Source organism: Gardnerella sp. DNF00983, from assembly GCF_049244265.1.
In the GTDB taxonomy this organism is placed as follows: Bacteria; Actinomycetota; Actinomycetes; order Actinomycetales; family Bifidobacteriaceae; genus Bifidobacterium; species Bifidobacterium vaginale_J.
This window is the reverse complement of sequence record NZ_CP058392.1, coordinates 303,081-325,395: the sequence shown is the minus strand read 5'-3', so window position 1 is coordinate 325,395 and position 22,315 is coordinate 303,081. Positions and strand designations below refer to the sequence as shown.

General features: G+C 42.4%; 13 protein-coding genes. 1 reads left to right on the top strand and 12 read right to left on the bottom strand.

Annotated features, from left to right (window positions below):
- The first annotated feature begins 151 nt into the window (after positions 1–151).
- Positions 152–1,588, top strand: a complete 1,437-nt coding sequence (glnA, locus tag HXT34_RS01140) for a type I glutamate--ammonia ligase (RefSeq protein ID WP_415683726.1) — start codon at positions 152–154, stop codon at positions 1,586–1,588.
- A 65-nt stretch (positions 1,589–1,653) separates the two neighbouring features.
- On the opposite strand, the gene HXT34_RS01135 is transcribed toward glnA, so the two are convergent.
- The 12 genes from HXT34_RS01135 to HXT34_RS01080 all read right to left on the bottom strand — a co-directional run bounded on the left by HXT34_RS01135 (position 1,654) and on the right by HXT34_RS01080 (position 22,314).
- Entirely contained in the window at positions 1,654–2,295 is a 642-nt protein-coding gene (locus HXT34_RS01135; protein WP_415683724.1) for an ABC transporter ATP-binding protein, read from the bottom strand.
- A 120-nt stretch (positions 2,296–2,415) separates the two neighbouring features.
- The gene (locus HXT34_RS01130; protein ID WP_421785072.1) at positions 2,416–3,774 is read right to left on the bottom strand and encodes an ABC transporter permease; all 1,359 of its coding nucleotides are present in this window, start codon (positions 3,772–3,774) and stop codon (positions 2,416–2,418) included.
- 79 nt (positions 3,775–3,853) lie between these two features.
- Positions 3,854–5,224 carry an ABC transporter permease gene (locus HXT34_RS01125; RefSeq protein WP_421785070.1) on the bottom strand — a complete coding sequence of 457 codons (1,371 nt, stop codon included), beginning with the start codon at positions 5,222–5,224 and terminating at the stop codon, positions 3,854–3,856.
- 227 nt (positions 5,225–5,451) lie between these two features.
- On the bottom strand, positions 5,452–6,849 hold the full coding sequence (locus tag HXT34_RS01120) for a hypothetical protein (protein ID WP_421785068.1): 1,398 nt from the start codon (positions 6,847–6,849) through the stop codon (positions 5,452–5,454).
- 75 nt (positions 6,850–6,924) lie between these two features.
- Complete coding sequence (locus tag HXT34_RS01115; RefSeq protein ID WP_421785066.1) at positions 6,925–8,133, bottom strand: hypothetical protein; 1,209 nt, start codon at positions 8,131–8,133, stop codon at positions 6,925–6,927.
- A gap of 270 nt (positions 8,134–8,403) precedes the next feature.
- Entirely contained in the window at positions 8,404–9,057 is a 654-nt protein-coding gene (locus HXT34_RS01110) for a peptide deformylase (protein WP_004107289.1), read from the bottom strand.
- Positions 9,058–9,233: 176 nt separating this feature from the next.
- Positions 9,234–10,658, bottom strand: a complete 1,425-nt coding sequence (gene glmM / locus HXT34_RS01105) for a phosphoglucosamine mutase (protein ID WP_415687487.1) — start codon at positions 10,656–10,658, stop codon at positions 9,234–9,236.
- Positions 10,659–10,908: 250 nt separating this feature from the next.
- Positions 10,909–13,524, bottom strand: a complete 2,616-nt coding sequence (gene pepN / locus HXT34_RS01100; protein WP_421785063.1) for an aminopeptidase N — start codon at positions 13,522–13,524, stop codon at positions 10,909–10,911.
- A 95-nt stretch (positions 13,525–13,619) separates the two neighbouring features.
- Complete coding sequence (locus tag HXT34_RS01095; protein ID WP_421785061.1) at positions 13,620–15,647, bottom strand: ribonuclease J; 2,028 nt, start codon at positions 15,645–15,647, stop codon at positions 13,620–13,622.
- A 258-nt stretch (positions 15,648–15,905) separates the two neighbouring features.
- Positions 15,906–17,300, bottom strand: a complete 1,395-nt coding sequence (locus HXT34_RS01090; protein ID WP_421785059.1) for an MFS transporter — start codon at positions 17,298–17,300, stop codon at positions 15,906–15,908.
- 60 nt (positions 17,301–17,360) lie between these two features.
- A complete protein-coding gene (locus tag HXT34_RS01085) occupies positions 17,361–18,047 on the bottom strand; it encodes a GNAT family N-acetyltransferase (protein ID WP_415689508.1) in 687 nt (228 codons plus the stop codon).
- Between the two features lie 25 nt (positions 18,048–18,072).
- Entirely contained in the window at positions 18,073–22,314 is a 4,242-nt protein-coding gene (locus tag HXT34_RS01080; RefSeq protein ID WP_421785057.1) for a UvrD-helicase domain-containing protein, read from the bottom strand.
- Position 22,315 lies beyond the last annotated feature (1 nt).

Genomic DNA, 22,315 nt, shown 5'->3' with positions numbered 1-22,315 from the left:
TAGCGGCATGTAGTATTAACTATTCGCACCTAATTTACTACGCGTAACATTATGTAACACAAACTTAACGAGATATTCGAATCGCTGAAATCCAAAATGGCATTCATAGTCATAAACTCATTAATGGGTTTTTAAGAAAGGAATGGTGGCCATGACCACTTTGCAAACTAAAGAAGATGCCGCAGCCCTTATTGAAAAGGAAGGCATTGAATACGTATCCGTACGATTTACTGATTTGATTGGCGTTCAGCAGCACTTTACTGTTCCGGCTGATGAGTTCTTACACAGCGCTTTCACTGATGGAATGGCATTCGATGGTTCTTCTATGCAAGGCTTCCAGGCTATTAACGAATCAGATATGAAGCTTATTCCAGATGTTGACACTGCTTATGTTGATCCATTCCGTAAGCATAAGACTTTAAACGTTGCTTTCTCTATTGTTGATCCTGTAACGGATGAGCCATATTCTAGGGATCCTCGTCAGGTCGCTATTAAAGCAGAGTCTTATTTGAAGTCCACTGGCATTGCTGACACTGCAAGCTTTGCTCCTGAAGCTGAGTTCTTCATTTTTGATAAGGTGCGTTTTGCTAATGACATGCAGCGCTCCTTCTATGAGGTTGATTCTAACGAAGCTCCTTGGAATTCTGGAATCGACACTGAAGATGACGGCAGCAACAATATTGGTTTCAAGAACCGCGTAAAGCACGGCTACTTCCCTGTGCCACCAGTAGATCACAATCAGGATTTGCGCGATGACATGGTTTCAAATTTGCAAAAGGTCGGCTTGATTCTTGAGCGTTCTCACCACGAAGTTGGCGGCGCAGGTCAGCAGGAAATCAACTACCGTTACAATACGCTTGTTCATGCTGGCGACGATTTGATGAAGTACAAGTATGTAGTCCATGAAACTGCTGCTTTAGCTGGTAAGGCTGCAACATTTATGCCAAAGCCAATTGCTGGAGATAACGGCACCGGCATGCACTGCCATCAGTCGCTTTGGAAAGATGGCAAGCCATTGTTCTATGCGGAAACTGGTTACGCTCAGCTTTCTGATATTGCACGTTGGTACATTGGCGGCTTGATTAAGCACGCTTCTTCTGTGCTTGCATTTACGAATCCTTCGCTTAACTCTTACCACCGCTTGGTTCCAGGCTACGAAGCTCCAGTCAACTTGGTTTACTCTGCTCGTAACCGTTCTGCAGCTATTCGTATTCCTCTTGCTGGTGATGCTCCTGCAGCTAAGCGCATTGAGTTCCGCGCACCGGATCCTTCTTGCAACCCATTCTTAGCATTCTCCGCTCAGCTTATGGCAGGTTTGGATGGTGTTATTAACCATATTGAGCCTCCTGCACCTGTTGATAAAGATTTGTACGAGCTTCCTCCAGAGGAGCATGACGGCATTAAGCAGGTTCCTTCTTCGCTTGGTGAGGCTTTGCAAGCTTTGGAAGAAGATCACGACTTCCTTATGCAAGGCGACGTGTTTACTAGCGATTTGATTGAAACTTGGTTGAATTTGAAGCATGAGGAAATGGATATGGCTCGCTTGGCTCCAACGCCACTCGAGTACGAGCTTTACTTCCACATCTGATTTGTAGTTAAGTTATTCTAGCAATAAGCCGGCTCTACGATTTCGCGGGGCCGGCTTTTTTGCTTTCAAGCAGATTGATGAGTTAGCTGTTTATTTTTTAGCACGTATTTTACGTCAGCTTGAGAAGCAACTTTCGAATCATGCGTAACAACAATCACACATTTGCCGTGTTTGCTAGCAAGATTCTTTAATATTGCAATAACTTCTTTAGTGGTAGCAGGGTCAAGACTTCCTGTAGGCTCATCCGCTAAAATTACCGGCGCAGAAGACACTAAAGCTCGTCCAATTGCAACACGCTGCTGTTGACCACCAGAAAGTTTAGTGACGTTACGATTTGCTTCTTCTTCAGTTAACCCAAGATCTATTAGCACTTGAACATCAGCATGTGAATTTACTAATCGCAAATTTTCTAATGGCGTCAAATAGTCAATAAGATTAAAATTTTGGAAAACAAGCGAGATATGCTTTTTGCGATGCTCAACATATCCCGTTTTTGCAATATTTTCACCGTTAAAAAGCACTTCGCCACTATACGGAGTATCTAATCCAGCTAAAAGTGAGAGCATAGTAGACTTTCCTGCTCCAGAAGCTCCCATAATACTGTACATTTTGCCAGTTTCGAACTCTGCATTCACGTCATTTAATACCGCAATATTTGCAGGTCCGTAAGTGTATTTCACATTTTTTAATTGCAATAAAGCTGACATAATAAGCTCCTTATTTTTACATAATTTAAATATGATTTATAAGATTTGTTTCATTTATACGATTGCGCTGTTTGTGATTGCGTTTTTAGTAGAAAATTCACATACGCAACTACATTTCTGCTAACTCATAGCGCTTAGTATTTGCCGAGGCTTCTTTATTAATATTGGCAGCGCTGCAACAAGTAATGCGACTATTGAAATAAACAAACCCATAACAAAAGCAGCAAGAGTTTGCGGCAATGGCAATACTGACATACCATCCGCAATAAATGACGAATCAGCACTATGCAAAATCGCAGAACCAATAACGCCAGAAAAAGCAGCACCCAAGCCTAGCGAAATTACGAATGACACAATGTTGAGTATCACTATTTCAACAAGCAATTGACTAACTATTGCTGCTTTCGACAATCCAATAGACATAAATACGCCAATCTCGTGCATACGTCCTCTGACCCAGAACACCAATACAAGCCCAAGCACTAAAATCCCAACAAAACTTAGCGCAACGAAAATCATTCGCACAAGTTGTTGTACAGAATTAACCGAGTTTATTACATCAGACAATTGCGAAGCATTCTGCTCTACATCCGCCCACTTTCCAGCAATACTTTTAGCATCACGCATTGCGCTAGCCAGTAAATCAGAACGCTCAACAACACAACGCAAAACACCTAGCTTAGAAGAACCAGCTAAAGACAACGCCGAACTTAAGTCAGTAAATATGCGATTTTCTGAAGCATCCGAAGGAAGAGCTCCCTTAGTTTGCAATTTGCCGGCAAAAATGCCAACAACGCGAACTTCTACATTAAACCCCTGCTTAAGAGTTATAGTAGAGCCAATCTTAAGATTATTCTTCTTCGCAAAATCACGATGCACTATTGCTCTACCCGCAGAACGATTAGTAATATGCTCACCCTGCTCTAAACGATACAATCCCTCTTGAAAACCTTGAGATAATCGAGAATCTGTTGTGCCAGTGATTCCAGCAGCATGAGCCAAAACATCATCGTCTAGTCGAGGACCCTGCGCAGGAAGCACAATTTGCTTTCCAACAGGTACAGCTAAAACATCGCGCTCCTCCACTACAGTCTTTACGCCCGAAATCGCAGCAAATTTACGAATTTGACTAGAGTCAATCCCTTCATTTGCGTCCAAATCTTGCGGAATTACGGAATTAGGTACTTTAGTATCGGAATTAGTAGAAGAATTAGTACCGGAATTAGTGCCGGAATTAGAATTTGCATTCATTTGCTCTGGAAGAGTTTCACCGCGCGTTTTTGCTCGTACAGTAAAACCTAAACCAATACTGGATTGAAGATGATTCCTAGCATCCTCAACGGAAGCACTAATACCAGCTTGCGAAACTAGCGCGCTTAAAACAAGAGTCATAATCAGCACAATTATTGCGTTGCGTCGAGGCTTGCGAAATATTGCAAGCCGCGCTCTAGAGCATAAAGAAATTACACCAACACTCATAATCACTCCCAATAAACTTTTATAAACTTGCTAAAACTTGCTAAAACTTGCTAAAACTTGCTAAAAATACGCAATATTTTTATTTTTGCAATCCAAGCAGTTCTCGAGGAGATTTGCACATCATTGGCAAATAAGACAGCACTACTACAGCAACAACTACAACGCCTACTATTGCAGAAACTCCAACAAAGCACTGTAAGTCTACTTGTACGCTAAGTTTTTCCAAAGTTTTTGTTGCCAAAGTTGATTCAAGATTTCCACCAGCTTGACCCATATTACTCAATTCACGGGCGGCTGATGATTGCACAGAGCCAAGAGCAACATTAGCCATCAACGGAGCTATAACTTTTGCAAAAAGGTAACCCACAATCAACGAAGGTATTGAAATAAGCACAATCTCAGCAAGATATTGACCAACTATAGATAATTTGCCAGTGCCAATCGCAACAAACACACCAATTTCATTACGTCGCTCATTCATCCACAGCAAAAGCACTAATGCCAAAGCAATAATAGCGAATGATACAACAGCAATTGTTGTAACAGTCATTATTGAGCGCACTCCCTTTGCTGCTTTCAGCAAACCAGAAACGAACTGATCGTCACGAGTTAGTTGATAGTTTTGCAAATCAATAGGCAATTTGGCAGCTTGCGCCATAATATTATCCGCATCCTCACCGCGCTTTACCCTAAAACTTGCGTCCTGATATATTTCTTTTCCTGGCTTATATTTATACAATTCGCGCGTAGTTTGCAAATCCGTATAAACCATATTGGCAGTCAATTCCGCTCTAGTTGCGACTTGACGCTTATTTGCTCCAGCATAAATTCCAACAATACGAGTTTTTACGGTTGCGGTTGATTGTTGAATATTGTCAGCATCATAAGGATTAGCGCGAAGTGTAAGAGTATCTCCTACATGCAATCCGTTGGCTTTAGCGAGATCTTCATGAATCAGTGATGCATGAACGTTGTTAGCAATAAGATGCTTGCCTTTAGACATAGTTATTGCTTTTGTTTTAAAAGTATTTAAACCAGTAGAGTCATTCGTCCCCTCAATATTAACGGCATTGCCAAACTGCTGTTCACGCTTATTGTCATACTCTTGTACGCCTGGAATCCTTGCCGCTTTAGCATTAACTAAATCTGCTGTTACATTTTGGCGAACTACGTACGATGCAACTCCCTGCAACTTTGCAATTGCCTGTACATCTTTAGGTTTTACGGTTCCAGCTCCTCTAGGAGTTCCAGGGTTTATTTGGGGGTTATTTGCAAGCACAAAACTAGACTCTGCTTGCGCTTCAACTTTTTCGCCTTCTTTACCTGCAGCACTTGAAACTGCAGAAGTAGAAAATAGCAATGTCGAAATAAGAAATACAATAATGAAAACTATTGCTGTTTTTATTCGTTTCCTCAGAATGTAGCGTATTGCACGAGAGATAAACGTCATCGACTACCTTTCTTCATTGAAAATTGCTGTATATCAACCTTAAATATACGGACTACCAGTATAACATGTCAATACTGAAAAATGCGTTTAGTGCCATACTCTACAGTGCACAAATCTACCAGTGCGCAAATCTACGCTATAAAAAATTTCCCTCCACAAAACAAATTGCGAAGGGAAACTTTTATTTGTGTTTAATGCGCCTTTAAATTTTGCACATTTCGTTAGATTTAGTCTTGGTTAAAATCTATTACAAGCTTATTATTTTTAATACTAAACTTTCCATAAACATAACCACTATTGCTAGTATGATCGTCTCTCCATTCACTATCGTCATCATCATCGTCCTTCCAACGATAAGAGATATCTACACCAATCTCATCGCTCTGGAAAGTCCCTGACGACATGTCAACTTGATCCAACGTAGGAGTGCCATTAACACTACGCTTAATATTGTCATAGCTATAGCTTGTATAGTAATTAAAGCTTGCAAATCTACAACTTTCTGGAACATCGGCTTCAGTTGACGCTACACATTTATCAACATGCTTTTGAATAGCCTTAGTAAGCTCATCCTTTAATGTTTCTGTAGCTTCTAACTCTAAACTTGCAGATTCTGAACTATCTTTTCCACTAATTAACACATTCGTAGAATTTGTGGTCCATAGTTGTGAATTTTTTGCAGATTCAACGCGGTAAGACCCAGGATACGCAGGAAGCTTATATTCTGTAGTTGATGTGTATTCTGAATAACCATAGTCTGAACTGTAGGTGTCACCGCTATATTTTGGCGATTTTTTGAGAGCAGACAAGTTTATTTCAGAATCATTAACTTTTATTTTATCAACTTCATTTGGCACAGTTATGTTGATGTGACCAAGCGGCGGATATTGAACTTTATAAGAGTCAAAGAATAGCCACTGTTTGCCAGCTGGCACAAGAGTTATTACCGTTGAAGCATCTCTATCTCCAACTTTGTAAGAAAGCTTAAATGAATTGTATGGGCCATTATCAACGCTCATATAAGATATATGATTCTTGGAAGCTCTGCCTATTGCGCTTGTAAGTAGTGTACGATAATTTTCTGGAATTTTAGAAGAAGACCAATCTGTCATATTGTTAGCTTCATCAAAATTGCCTTCTTGCAAAGACTTCACATAACGTTGAATAGTTGCTTGTGGAGAATACACATTCTGTTGAATAACTGTATAACCTATACCAAGAACCACAATAATAATGCCAATTACAATAAGCATAATTTTTGTGCTGCGCTTCATCGGTGCGCTTTTAACAACATTACCTGCTGCGAAATTAGAATCAAAAGAATCAGGATTATAATATTCTGCAGGCTGATTTTGTGAATAATCTTGCTGATTATAATACTGCTGATTCTGATACCCCTGCTGCTCATAAGCATTTTGACCGTTATAAGCAGGCTGAGGATAAGCTTGTGTGTTCTGTTGAATGAACTGCGTTTGTTGCACATCATTCATTTGATTTTGCTGATATTGATCATTTTGCATTGGCTGATAATTTGAATTAACTTGTTGCGGCACAAGACTCGCTCCACAAGATGAGCATACTATAGCTCCATAAGCATTTTGACTATTGCAATATGGACAATTCATACATTTCTCTCAATACGTTCTTAAAAAATACAAGGGAGCCTAGCTGGTTTCCCAACTAGGCTCAATTATTCTTAATTAAAAAATCTTAGGCAACGATGGTACATTTTTATATGCTGTCCAGAAACCTGACCATGCAGATGTCATAAAGCTCTTATCGATGGCCGATACAATGAACATTGCAATAACACCTACGAGGATGAAGATAACCCACATCCACTCACGATCAAGCTTGCCCTTATATCGTGCAGTCGCTAAGAAGGACACAGGCACCAAAATCAGCAGCACAAGGTAAAGAGCTTGCAAAGCAACAGATGGAATCTGCAATGCCAAAGAAGGATTATGGATGAACAAAGACGCATCTACAGAATCAAAGTTTATACTCATTGCCTGAGAATTGCCCGACATGTATTCATTCATGACATTAGATGCTTGCCCAGACATTAATCCAATTAAAGCAGTCCTAGATGGTGGAATAAATGCTAATACTGTAGCAACTATTTGCAAGCCAACAAGTGGAACAAGCTTTTGTGCAAAAAGAACGTGAAGCTGAGCTGGTGAAACCTCATCGCCAAACATCTTCATACCCAACAAAGCAACAGCGTAGACTGCGTATACAGTTAAGACACCAATAATAAACTTGTAAAGGAACACTGTAAACGGAACGCCTGGAGTCGTTGGAATGCTTGGTCCTCCAGAAGAAGTTGACAATGCATTTGCAAAACCGGTAACTTGCGATATCCATGCGTTAACAATAGTCATAGAAGACAAGTATCCTTGCAAACCGAACAGCAAGCCAGAAATAAGTGCTATCAATGCTGCGTAGAGGTTAGATACGCGATACTTCTGGGAAGGATTCTTAAGAGCAGTTACCAACCAACGGAAGAAGTTCATCATCTGTTCAGCATTAAGCTGGTTTGAAATTTGGCTGTAGTGCGAAACGCCTGGAGTATTTGGACGATTCTGCATGCCTGGCATTCCTGGCTGAGCTGGCATACCCTGCTGAGCATATGGATAGCCTGGACGTTGCATGTTTGGCATACCCTGCTGAGGCGCACCCTGATGAGGCATTCCTGGCTGAGGCATACTAGGACGCGCAAACTGAGGAGCATGCTGCGTAGCAGGCTGAGCAGGTGCAGGCTGGGCTGGAGCATGTTGAACAGGTGCTTGCTGAGCTGGAGCAGGCTGAACAGGCGCTTGCTGAGCAGCCTCAAACTTGTTTCCACAGCCCTTGCAGAATTTCGCAGTATCAATATTCTGAGTACCGCATTGAGCGCAAACTTTCACTCGTCTCTCCTTTGTTAATGGAACAGATCCAATAAATTTGTTAACAGAGAAATGTTTAACAAACCACTTGCGCACAATTCTATTACTAAAAGCACACAAAACAAACTAATTATAACAAAAAAGTGCTTGTTCAAGGCAAAAAAATTCTATAAATACGACGTAAATCAGTAAAAAATACGACGTAAGAATAGAAAAACAAAAAAATATACTAAGTTTTTATTAATCAAAAGCAAAATTAAATTAAATTAATAAACAAATTTGCAATAAAACCTAGATAGCAAATCCCAAAGTACGAGCGGCAGCTACTGGAACTGCTTCATCTGCCCAATAATCCTCAAGATTCTCATCAGTGGAAAGCGAACGCATTTCTGCACGATCAATATAAAGTTCACCGCGAAGATGATCCGTTTCATGCTGGAAAATACGCGCAGGCCAACCATGCAAACGCTCGGAGTGTTGTTTGCCATCCTCGTCTTGCCAAGTAGCTTGAATATCAAGCCAACGCTGACGAACAGCCTGATAGCCGGAAACACTTAAGCATCCTTCGTAAAAACTGCGTGTTTGAGTGCCAATCGGCTCATAATGAGGGTTAATAATTGCTCTAAACGGAAGCTCTGCAATGTCTCGAGGATCGTCTTCATCGTCACGAACATGATCTTCAATAACAGCAATAGCAAGACCAAGACCAATTTGAGGAGCAGCTAAACCAACTCCAGGAGCTTCTAGCATTGTGCTATGCATTAACGAAATTAGCTTAGTAAGAGTTGCGCGAGTAAGCTGACCGTCATACGCAACAGTACGCTGACGAAGAACTGGCTCACCTGCTTGCACAATCGGCAAAATACCGTCTTCTGTAGCAGAATCAAGCAAGCGCTCAACAGCGCGACTGAGCTTAGTATCGACACTTGCATGATGCGTAAACATAGGACTCCTTTTCACCGTTTTAAATAACGCGCATAATAACGCGAAAATATACAAAATTTACATGCCGCGAGCAGAATTTGAAAGCAGCACTAAAGATATAAGTGTATCAAAATTATTTGCGCACTGCTAGAGCCGACTGAGATGTAAGCAAATAGCAGGCGCAAAAATAAGTAAGCTTATAACTTCAGATTATCTACAACAACTTGAGCAAGACGAGCGCAAACCTCATCTGCCTGAGTTTGAGTTGCAGCCTCGCACATAACGCGCACAAGCGGCTCTGTGCCACTAGGACGCAAAAGCACACGACCTGTATCTCCAAGAAGTTTCGATTCTTTCTCAACAGCTGCAAGCACAGCTGCGTTAGTTTTCGAAGCCATTTTATCTACATTTGGCACATTTACAAGAGCTTGCGGAAGCTGTGGGAAGTCTGCAGCCATTTGCGAAAGTTTCTTGCCTGAACGCACAACTTCACGGCACAAAGTCAAAGCAGTAAGCGTACCGTCACCGGTTGTTGCAAATTCGCGATTAATAACGTGGCCAGACTGCTCGCCACCGAGCGAATAATCATGCTTGAGCATTTCTTCAAGAACGTAGCGATCGCCAACGTTTGTTTGCACTGTTGAAATGCCCATATCCTTAAGCGCAAGCTTTAAGCCGAGATTGCTCATAACTGTAACTACAAGAGTGTCATGATTGAGCTTGCCTTCAGCCTTCTTAGCGCGCGCAAGAATACCCATAATTTGATCGCCATTAACCATATTGCCGTTTTCATCGACAGCCAAGCAACGGTCTGCATCGCCATCAAACGCAACACCCAAATCAGACTTTGAAGCTTTAACCATAGCTTGCAACTGCTCAGGATGAGTCGAACCTGCATGATCGTTAATGTTGTAACCGTCAGGAGATGCGTTAATAACTACAACTTCTGCACCAGCGCGACGCAAAGCCTCAGGAGCAACAACAGAAGTAGCACCATTTGCGCAATCTGCTACAACACGCAAACCTGCAAGCGGCTTTGGACGCGTAGTAGAAGCGTTACTTAAAGGCGCAACAGCAGAAACTAAATGATCAATATACAAGTTAGTAGCTGTAGTAGTATCATGGCTGACTCGACCAACACCAGCACCGGTTGGGCGCTCCCAATCTTGACCGAGCACAGCCTCAATCTCATCTTCCTTGCTATCTGGAAGCTTAAAGCCTCCGCGCGCAAAGAATTTAATGCCGTTATCTGGCATAGGATTATGCGATGCAGAAATAACAGCACCCATTTCAACGTTAAGCACGGAAGTAAGGAAAGCAACGCCAGGAGTTGGGATAATTCCAGCATCGATAACATCAAAACCTCCAGCACTCATGCCAGCAGCGAGAGCAGAAGCTAGAAAATCGCCAGAAACGCGGGTATCTCTACCAATAAGCGCGCGACGACGAGCGTGAGCGGAACGAGAAGAACTATTTGATTGCGCTTCTTCTGCAGCAGACGCAACCGCGCTTTTATCTCCCAAAACGCGCACTGCAGCGTCACCTAAATCTAACGCAAGTTGCGCTGTTAAATCTCGATTCGCCAATCCACGCACACCATCAGTACCAAACATTCTTGGCATAATAAAGCCTCTTTCGCAAAAATCACTTCATCTTGCGCGCAAGCAAACAACATCGCATACTAGCGCGTCACACACTGTTTGCCATCTTACTCGTAACATTACATAACGCGCTAGCGCTTTGAACGAGCTAACCAATGAGAGTTAAACCACCAAACAAAGACCCTAGTGCAGTACGTTTTCTGCACTAGTGTCTCATTCTGACTGTTTTGAGACACTGCCGCAGAAAACGTACTGCACCAATGTCCGAAATTTAGCGCAAGGAAGCGTTGTAGTGCTGTACCTTAAGCGTTCGGCGAGAAGAATCGAGACCGCCAAGCACCATGCGACGCAAAGCCTGATCCGCATCCTTATGCTCATCAAGCCAAAGCTGTCCGCGCTCAACTAACTCGTCTACATCCGCATAAGTTGGATACAAGCCTTCGATCAAAGCCTCAGCCATGTGGAATGTGCGATTCTTCCAGATCCACTCAACTTCAGCAAAGTAGCGCTCAACATAAGGCTTAACCAAATCGCCCTTAGCTGTGCTTGCAAAGCCAGCAACCACAGCGCCCATTTGCATATTAGTCAAATCGAGATTGCGCAAAGCCTGTTCGAAAGCCCAATCCTTAGCTTCTGCAGTTGAGCGAGCTGCACGAGCCTGGTAAGCGTATTCGCGATTCTCGGTAGTATCGCGCTTTTTAAGTTCCGCGTCAATTCCATCTTCATCCAAAGCGTTCACACCTGCGAGCGCAATCAAAATGCTCCAGCGCAAGTCGTTGTCGATTTCCAAGCCTTCCAAACTCACGGAACCATCGAGCAAACCGTTAGCTACGCGCAAGAACTCAGCATCTCCAACTTCACCGTAGCCAAGATAAGCCTTAACGAGCTGGAATTGCTCATCGGAACCAGCCGAAGCTGCCAAAGCCAACTTCCACAATTCGTGAGCTACATGCTTTGCGACTTCTGCTTGACGCTCTGGAACCACGTAGTGGCTTGCAGTTACCTTTACTTGACCAAGAGCATAGCGGAAAGTAGTTGATTCGCGCTCGGTTGCCAAAGCCTTAAGGCTGAGTTCCACAAAGCGTTCTGCTGGGAATTCTGCGTCGCGAGTCATGTCCCACAACGCGAGCCAAATAAGCGAGCGGGTCAAAGAATCCTTGAAACGATACAAGTTTTCGGCAGCAAACTCAAGCGACTTTTCATCGAAACGTAGCTTTGTGTAAGTCAAGTCGTCGTCGTTTACAAGAATAAGCGCTGGCATTTTTTCGCCGCAAGCTTCAACGACTTCCGTCACTTCGCCGTCAACGTCAAGTTCGATTCGCTTTGTGCGCTTAATTTCGCCAGTTGCTTCGTCCACATTGTAGAATCCAACAGCCAAGCGGTGTGCGCGAAGAACAGGATGCTCAGCTGGCGCGCTCTGACGCAAACGCAAAGAAGCAATAGTGCAGTCACCTGCTTCTTCTACTTCAGTAGAAATAGTGTTAATTCCAGCCTTTTCAAGCCATTGCGCGCTCCAAGCCTTAAGATCGCGTCCACTTGTAAGCTCTAACTCGTGCAACAAATCAGCCAAAGTTGCGTTGCTGTATGCATGCTTGCTCAAATAGTTGTGAATTCCTTCAAAGAACTTTTCGCGACCAACGTACGCTACGAGTTGCTTCAATACGGAAGCACCCTTTGCGTAAGTAATGCCGTCGAAGTTGACGGAAGTGTCGTTCAAATCGTTGATTGGAGCCACGATTGGGTGCGTTGTTGGAAGCTGATCTTGATTAAGCGCCCAGCTTTTTTCGCCGGAATTGAAAGTGCTCCAAGCGTCGTGCCATTCGGTTGCTTCAGCAGTTGCAAGAGTAGAAGTGAATTCTGCGAAGGATTCGTTAAGCCACAAATCATTCCACCACTTCATTGTCACGTAGTCGCCGAACCACATGTGTGCAAGCTCGTGCAAAACTGTTACAACGCGGCGCTCAGCATAAGCGTCCGTGACCTTAGATTCAAACACGTACTGGTCGCGAATCGTAACCATACCAATGTTTTCCATAGCTCCAGCGTTGTATTCTGGCACGTAAATCTGATCGTACTTTGCGTACGGATATGGCACTCCCCAAGTCTTAGCGTAGAAAGCAAAGCCCTTCTTCGTAATATCGAACAAGTAGTCAACGTCTTTTGCAAAAGCGTCTTTAAGTGCCTGACGGCAGTACATTGCCATTGGAACTACGCGACCGTCTTCGTTGTTGTAAGTTGTGTGCCATTCGGCGTAAGGTCCTGCGCAAATAGCAGTTAAGTAGGAGCTCATCTTTGGAGTTGGCTCGAATACCCAACGCTTCATGCCTTCTACAGCACCATTTTCCAAAGTGCCGTCTTCAGTTTCGCGGTTTTCTAACGCGGTTTCGCTTTTAACTGGCATATTGGAAGTAACGATCCAGCTTTCTGGAGCGTCTACCGTAAAGTCAAAAACAGCCTTTAAATCCGGCTGATCAAACACAGCATAAACGCGGCGAGCATCTGGCACTTCGAACTGAGTATACAAATACACGTTTCCGTCGGAAGGATCGACACTTCTGTGCAAACCCTCGCCCGTGTTGGAATACTGGCAGTTTGCTACAACTTCTACGGTATTATGCTCAAGCAAATTTGCGAGCTCAATTCGGCTGTCTGCAAAAACTTTAGAAACGTCAAGAGCGGTACCGTTTAATACTACGGATTCTACGCTATTTGCAATCAAATCGAGGAAGCTTGCACTACCAGCTTTAGCGTCAAACTCAATCTTCGTGCGCGAAGTAAAATCGCGGCCGCCTTTTCCTAAATCAAGCGCAACATCGTAGTGAATTGGCATTTGGATAGCATCGAAGCGTTCGGCAGCTTCTACGCGAGTAAGATTTTCTCCTGGCATATTTTGTACCTTCCTTATTTTTTCTTATTTTTAATTATATTTACGATTATTTTCAGCTATTTACGAATAATTGCGAATATTTTTGATATTTTTGATTATATTTGATTATTTTCTGCAATATCCGCAACTACCGGCACGAGCATAGGCTTCCTGCGTAAAGCGCGAGCCACCCAACTACCCAACGTGCGTCGCATAATTTGCTGCAATTTATAAGTATCATGCTCGCCGCGCATCATAGCATCCTGCAACTGCTCAACAATTTGATGACGAACCTTCTCAAAATCAGCCTCGTCTTCAGCAACAGCATTCAAGAAAATCTTTGGACCAGAAACAACGTCAGCGTGCTCTGTATCAACTACAACAAAGCTCGAAACGAAACCTTCCGTACCCAAAATCCTGCGCTTTTCAAGCTCTTCATCTGTAAGCTCACCAACAGAATCACCATCAACATACACGTAACCGCATGGCACAGAACCAACAACTGCAGCATTGCCATGATACAAATCCACAACATCGCCGTCTTCAGCAAGCACAACGTTATTTGGATCAACGCCAGTTTTTACTGCAATTAATCCGTTTGCAACCAAGTGACGATGCTCACCGTGAATTGGCATAGCGCACTTTGGCTTCACAATGTTGTACAAGTACAGCAACTCGCCTTCATTGCAATGACCAGACACGTGAATTGCAGCGTTATCTTTGTTAATTACGCGCGCACCCAACTGCACAAGCTTATTAATAACCTTGTAAACCTCGTGCTCATTGCCTGGAATAAGCGAACTTGCAAGAATAACAGTATCGAATTCGTTAACTGTAATATCTCGGTGGCTGCCATCTGCAATACGCCCAAGTGCAGCCATAGGCTCGCCTTGTGAACCAGTGCACATGTAAACGAGCTTGTCATCCTGAATATCCTTCGCCTGCTTTAAGTCAACAACAGTATTTTCAGGAATATGCAAGTAGCCTAAATCCGCAGCAATTGACATATTGCGAACCATCGAGCGACCAACGAACACAACTTTGCGCCCAAACTTATGCGCAGCGTCAACCACTTGCTGCACGCGATGCACGTGACTTGAGAAGCTAGCAACAATAATTTTGCGCGTAGCTTCAGCAAAAGCGCGATCCAAAGCCGGACCAATCGAAGTTTCAGGCTTCACAAATCCTGGAACTTCAGCATTAGTGGAATCAGCCATAAGCAAATCTATGCCTTGCTCACCTAAACGCCCGAACTCAACTAAATCAGTAATGCGATGGTCAAGAGGAAGCTGGTCAAGCTTAATATCACCAGTATCAATAAGCGTTCCGGCTGGAGTTTTTACGCACACAGCGAGAGCATCCGGAATAGAATGCGTAACAGTAATAAATTCAAGGTTAAACGGACCGACTTTCATCTTATCGCGACCTTCTACGCGAATAAGCTCCGGATCAATATGATGCTCTTTGCACTTGGCTTCCACAAAAGCAAGAGTTAACTTTGAACCAATTAACGGAATGTCGGGACGCATCTTAAGAAGGTAAGGCACGCCACCAATATGATCTTCGTGACCATGCGTTAAAACCAATGCCTCAACTTTGTCTAAGCGATCCTGAATGTAGTGAAAATCTGGGAGAATCAAATCAACGCCCGGCTGCTCTTCTTCTGGGAATAGCACACCGCAATCGATAAGCAAAATATGACCGTTATATTCAATTACGTTCATATTGCGGCCGATTTCACCCAAACCACCAAGAGGTACGATTCGCATTGAGCCTTTACGATACTTTGGCGGCGCAATAATCGCACCTTCTCTTTGATCGTTAACTACAGGAGGAAGAACATTTCCTGTTCTACGAGTTGATGACTTTGCGTTTTCTGTTTTAGTTTCTTTGTTGAATTTAGCTTTTTTAGTTGATTTAGTTTTAGCAGATTTTACATCTTTAGTAGATACTGGTTTAGTTGAAGTATCAGAAGACATTTTTTTATTCACTTTTTTCACCGACTGTCGAATTTGCTTAGACGACGCAGAAGATTCTTGGTTATTAAGAGAACGCATATTATCAGCGTCAGATTGCAACGCATCGCGTACTACTTCAGCAAGAATTTCCTCAGTACGTTCATCATATTCTGTTTTCATATTCATCTCACTACATCTTGCGATATTGCGCACTTCTTTCTAGTGTACCGTTAGGACTCAACTCAGCTTTTGTAACTGAAGCGGCAGAAATTTTACACACTTGTAAAGTTTCGGTCGGCTACGCGCGAAAAAACGGCAGAAACTTTACGTGAGTGTAAAGAAAAAGTCGCGAAACCGCCAAAAAACGGCAGAAACTTTACGCAGCCGTAAAATTTCGGTCGGATACGCGCGAAAAAACGGCAGAAACTTTACACACGTGCGCAGTTAATGTCGCTTTTTAAGCACCATTACAATAAACCAGCCGAACGTTGCGATAGGTATAGCTGCCAGTGTTGAAATCCACGGAACCATCATGCCAGCGTGAGCACTCCACGAGTCAATCGCAGCTCCAGCAGCCATCGAGCCTAAAGAACAGCCAACAGCAGACGCAGTTGGTAGCCATGAAAGACCTTCCGTAAGCGATTCTTCAGGAACAGTTGCTTTAACGATAAGATTTCCAGTTGCGAAAATTGGCGAAACGCATAAGCCGGAAAGCACTTCAAAAACGCTCATAAGCATAAGTCTGTCAATATTAAGACTCATAAGCACAAATCCGACAGTTAGACCAGTCAAAAATACAATCAAATGCGACCAATTAGAACCGCGGAATTTATGCGATCCAAAAATAATCGCTCCAACAAGCGAACCGCATGCAAACAATGCCAACTGCATACCGATAAAATGATCAAGCCCCTGAGCTTTCATTGCAGCTGTTACAGACACGTCAAATGCACTAAAACTCATATTAAACACAACGAACATGAGCACAAGCGGGATAATACCACGGTAAAGCAGCACGTTTTTGCCGCGCTTTTTTGAGTGATGATTGTGCAATTGCTTAAGACTAAATTTGTCTGCAAATGAACGTTTCGCTTCTTGCTTTTGAGATTCCGCATAATCTTTAGAAATTTCATCTTCTTTTTGAGAAGCGATTAATACATCGACGTCTTCAGCTGCAGCAGTTGGAACTTCCACTACTTTAAGCACAGCAGGTTGAGTATTTTTTAGAGAAAAGAACCAAGCTCCGCCCAATCCACTTGCAACTACTGGCACGAATAATTGCGAAACAGGATGCACAGAAGTTGCTAACCACGCAGCCAAAATAGGTCCTAATATAAACACAATTTCATCGATACCAGATTCCAACGCATAAGCAACGTTTAACAAAGAATCGTCATCTTCTGCACGCAATGTATAAGCCCAACGAGTACGCACCAACGCACCAAAAGCAAACTGAGTTACGCCCATCACAATTGCTAGCACAAAAAGCAAAACAAGAGGAACCTTAAATAAAGCTGCAAATGCAAAAGAAATCATAGCGATTACTTGAGCACTTAGCGCAATAACCCCAACTTTACGCTGACCAAAACGGTCGAAAAGCTTAGCATACACAGGAGTTACCGCAGCCTGTGCAAGCACATACGACGCAGACATTGCTCCAGCAACAGTCCAGTTGTTATACAAATGGTTTAATGCAAGAACAATCCCCAACGCAATCATAGACATTGGCAAACGCGCAATCGCGCCTGCTACACAAAACGCTTTAGCTCCATTAAATGAAAATAATCTAGAATATTGATAAAATACCGATGCTTTCTTAGTTGCCGTTTGCGACGACATATATTTCTTTGCTCCTTTTGTTAAGCAAGTCACACACGTTATACATTTGCATATTTTTTATTAGCGCGTTTTAGAACGAGCATTTGCTTGCTTTGAACGAACTCTCGGCTCACCTGAGTAAATATACAAGTCGTCCACCAAAGACTTCACGTTCTTAGCTTCATAAGGATGATCCGAGCGCATAAAAGAAGCATCTCTTCTAAGCCCGTGATAATCATAAAAGCTTACGTCACACGCTGAATCAGTATGCAAATAGTAACGATTTACTCCGTTATTTCTTAGCATATGCATTGTTCGCTTCCACAAGCCTCCACCGACACCATGCCCACGAGCATCTGGAGAAACAAGAAAAAGCTCCAATTCCGCTTGAGTTAAATTATTAATATGAGATTTCGCTTCAAGTTTAGTTTCCAACGCGCGCATGCCGTACGCTTCTTCTAAAGCGAGAGCATAGTTTTTGTCACAATTTTCTTTCATTGCGGCTTCTTGCTCGCGAAGCATTCTTTCTACTTCTGGAAATAAAACAGGTGCGTCAAAAACTCGCGCCAAAAGCAGACCCATAAACTTACCGTCTACTTCAGCAATAGTACCATGCGTTGAAGGCTCCAAGTAATGCAACACAGATCTTCGAGAAAGACTTAACGAAGCATCTTTCCCAACTTTTTGCGCAATACCCCAAGTACGTTCATACTCTTTAACCATTGCATCAATATCGCTAAGTTTTACAGAACGAAATTCAACAGTCATGGTTCTTCCTTACTTCATAATTCGTTTATGCGTCATCATCATCGAGGGAGATTAACGTGTCAGAGTGTAACTCGGCAAGGATCTCATCTTTCGTTTTTTGCTCGGCATGAATTTCCCGTTCACATTCATCCGATATGTTCACATAATAAAGGGTGGCATCGATAGCATCAAGTGGAACCTTAGTCATAAGAGACAAAAGCAGACGATACCAGTCAAGCTGGCCAAGTTTAAGCGCGATATCTTGCGGCTTGGTCGGTTTTCTACCGGTTTTCCAATCGACTATCGTGTACAATTTGCTTGGATCTTCTGGATTTAAACCACCTGCGAATATTGCGTCGATTTTGCCATTAATAATTTGATCGCCTAATTCTGGAACATGAGCTACAATCGGCTGCTCCGCTGCTACAGGACGGCGATGCGCCCATTTTGATGTTATTAAGCGCTGTTTCCATATCAACAATTTGCGCTCCAAAGATTTTGCATTTTGCGAAATATTCTCGCAAGTTTCAGCAACGTTCTCAGCAACGTTCTCATCAGCATTTTCAACAACATTCTCAGCAGCATTCTCAGCAACGTTCTCATCAATGTCATACTGAATAGAATTTTTATTCACGCAACCAGCTTTTACAAACTGTTCAGCCCAAGCATGAAAACGCGTTCCCAAATCAGAAGCAGGCGAAGAAACGCTAGGAATAGGGCGAATAATTGCCATCCATTCCTTTCGCAAACGCTTAGCATCCGCATCATCAAAATCTTCATTCACGCGCGAATAATCATTACGAAACATAGCGCGTCTTTGCACAGCAGTCACATTGACATTTTCAACATTAGAAAGCTGCTCTGCTCTGTTTTTCAACTCTTGAATGTTGTGATACCAATCAATTTTCGGCATTAAATCCGCATCTTGCAGCAAAGCTTGAGCTTTGTAAAGCAAAGAATTATCTTTTGAAATACCAGAAACTTGATTACTAATTTTTGAATTTACAACGTCTTGCGCAGATTTTTGCAATACACTACGTATAGCTTCACTAGATGCACTCGGCCAAGATAATTGCTTCTTATTATCTTCAGTTGGAATAGTGCTTTCCTCACTAAATAATTGCGCAAGTTGCGAAGCAGACTCCCCTACAACATAACCTACTTGATTTGAAGAATCAGAAACACTAGCTGTGACCTGAACCGGAGATTCTTCAGATTCGCGCATTGAATCATACATTTCCTGCCAAAAAACAGAAGGTTTTTTAACTCTAGAAGTTAAAATATTTGAAGATTCGTCTACAGAAGAAGCTGAACTATTTGCAGAATTTTCTTTATTCTCAACAACGCTCATAGCATTAGACTGGCTGCAAGTGAGCAATGCTGCGAACTTAGCACGAGTCAAAGCAACATACATAAGGTGACGCTCGTCAATATGCAAAGCGCGCCCGCGCTCCTCGACTTGCGAAAGAGGCAATGTGCCAGTTTTCATCACAGCGTCATACACTTCGCTAGCTTCTGAAGGAATCGCTTCTACCGGAGCCTGCTCATGATCATGGAACTTTTCTGCCAAATCAAACATTTCTCTAGCTCTTGATCCATAAACTTCTGCGTCGATATCGTCTACAGTTAACATATTTTTCAAAGATTTTTGAGGTTCCATGCTAGTTTCAAGATCAACATCGTGAGGGAATCTTGGCAATATGTTTGCATCCACTCTCATAGAAACAGGCACTTTTGAAGCAACTTCGAGCGTTGCATATGCCCTTTCCCTGTACACGCCACTTTGTTGCGTTGCTATTACGCGCAAATTATCGCCTTGATTACTTGGGAACGCGCCTTCATTAAGCCCAACTATCGCTACAGCAGGCCATTCCAAACCTTTCGATTGGTGAATAGTCATCAATACGACATCCGCAGGCTCATCCACCGAAGAAGGTTGATCGTTAATTTTGTCTATATTGAAAATCCAAGACATAAACCCATGCAAAGTAGGAGTTGTAAAATCGCTCATTTCTTGCAAATACGCGTCTGCTAGTAGACAAATAGAATCGACAGTAGAGTGCATATCGTCAAGAAGCGTTGCATTAGAGGAAGTATCATTCATAAGCGCGCGAGATAACGCAACGTCAATATCAACGTTAAGTGTTTCTACAGCAACGCGCATAATATCTTGCAAAGAGCCAGATTGAGCACGTTGTATTGCATGAATCATTTGCCCTATTCTTAACACTGCTACATAAGCTTTAGAGCTTAAATTATTTTTTAGCTCAGAAAGCAAATTATTGTCGGTTTTGTCGTTATTTCTTGCTTCTTCGCTTAATTGCGTTTCGTATGCTTCAAGCAAAACATCCACCACAAAAACTCCACCATGAATACTATTGGTTTGCGAAGCTTGAGATTGCTGTTCTCGAACAACTTGCGACCACTTAGAGCGAGGAGTTTCAGCGTCTACTAAACCTGCTTGCGCTAAAGCACGAAAAACATATTCAATATTCTTTGATGTTGCAATATTAGCTATAGCAGCCAAATCGTCAGTATTAAGCGCAAAACGAGGCGTTGCAAGCAATCTCATCAAAGCTTGCGTATTTGTGTGATCTGCAACAACAGAAAGAAGAGCTAAAACATCTCGAATTTCTGGTTTTTCAAGCAATGCAGAATACCCAACAGTAAGAGTGCGTAAACCTGCTTTTTGTAATGCTTCTTCATATAACGGAATATTATTTTTGCTACGGAAAAGAACTGCAACTCGAGCAGATGCAGAATTAGTATCGTCGTTTTCAGACAGCGCATTATGTTTTACATATTTTACAAAACGCACAACGGCTTCTACTTCTTGATATTGCGTAGGCATATTTAACACACTAAAAGTACCTTTTGGCGCATTATCTAAGTATTGCAAGTTTTTCACTTCTACTTCTGTAGCAAGTGAGCTACTATGACGAAGCGCAGGCACTCGCAAAGGTTTCGTAATAGAATTTGCAGCTTTTAAAATAAGTTGCGAATTGCGTCTCGTTCTAGTAAGAGAAAACTCACTTGAATGGTCGATATTTAGTGCTTGCTCAAGCTTTCTGAAAGCTCCGGAACTAGCTCCTCTAAACGAGTAAATAGCTTGGAACGGATCACCTACTGCAGCAATATGCGTTTGTTGAGTAGTTAAAAAGTCTTGATTTTCGCTAGCTTTCGCATCAACGCTAGCTTCTTCCACACCGCTAGTTTTTTTATGAAACAGCGTTGCAATCAGCATTGCTTGAGTGGTAGAAGTATCTTGATATTCGTCAAGCAAAACTTGGCTGTATTGGCGGCGATACTGCTCTGCAATAGAAGGAAAATGCGTCACCAAACGGTATGCAGCAATAGTAAAATCGCTAAATTGCGCCATATTTGCGCGCTGCTTTGCTGCGTCAAAAGCCAAAACTAACTCAAGTAATGCATTGCGCTTCTCAGCAGCTTCAAGCAAGTTATTACAAGATTCATAACACTTATTTTTTAATGTAATATTCAGGTATTCTACGTATTCTTTTCCGTAATTTTCGCACTTTTCGAAATATTTTTCATCTGAATCGTTTTTTCCGCGACGCAATTTAATAGAGCTAGGCTTTTTTGCAATTATTTCAGTAGTTTCAGCGCAATTAATTGCTTTTTGCAAATGTTCAATCCAAGCGTTATTCCACTTTTGAATTTCTAGAACAGCTTTAGACGTGCTATCTATAGACTCTCCCCTGCTATTTATGCCAATCATCGAGCATGAAATATCTGCTGCGAGCGCAAGCACGTCGTCAATAAGCGCATCAAAACTATACCAAGACAGCACTTCCGCATGATTAGTAACATAATCGTTTACTAAAGGTTTTATTAATTCGCGCGCACCTGCATCGCTTAAAGGTTGCGTATTTTGATCAAATCCAACGAGCAAACCATATTGGCGCACAATTGACTGGAAAAAAGCATCGTATGTCATTACTTCTGGCTTCAAAAAGCCACTTGAAGATGCGGAATTTCCGTTATTGATAAGCTTATTTATTTCGCTACTATGCTGACTTACAGCTTGAGCAACTCTTGCAAGCAGCTCAGAAGCTGCTTTATTAGTAAAAGTCAAACCCAAAATACTTTCAGGAGCAACTCCGCGCTCAATAAGGTCAATAACGCGACGAGTCATCGTATACGTTTTGCCACTTCCAGCTCCTGCAACAATAATCATGTTCTTATTTGTTGGCGCTTGAATTGCTGCAGCTTGCTCCGCGCTATCGGTGTTCTTACGAGTAAATTGCTTATTGGTTTTATCAATCATA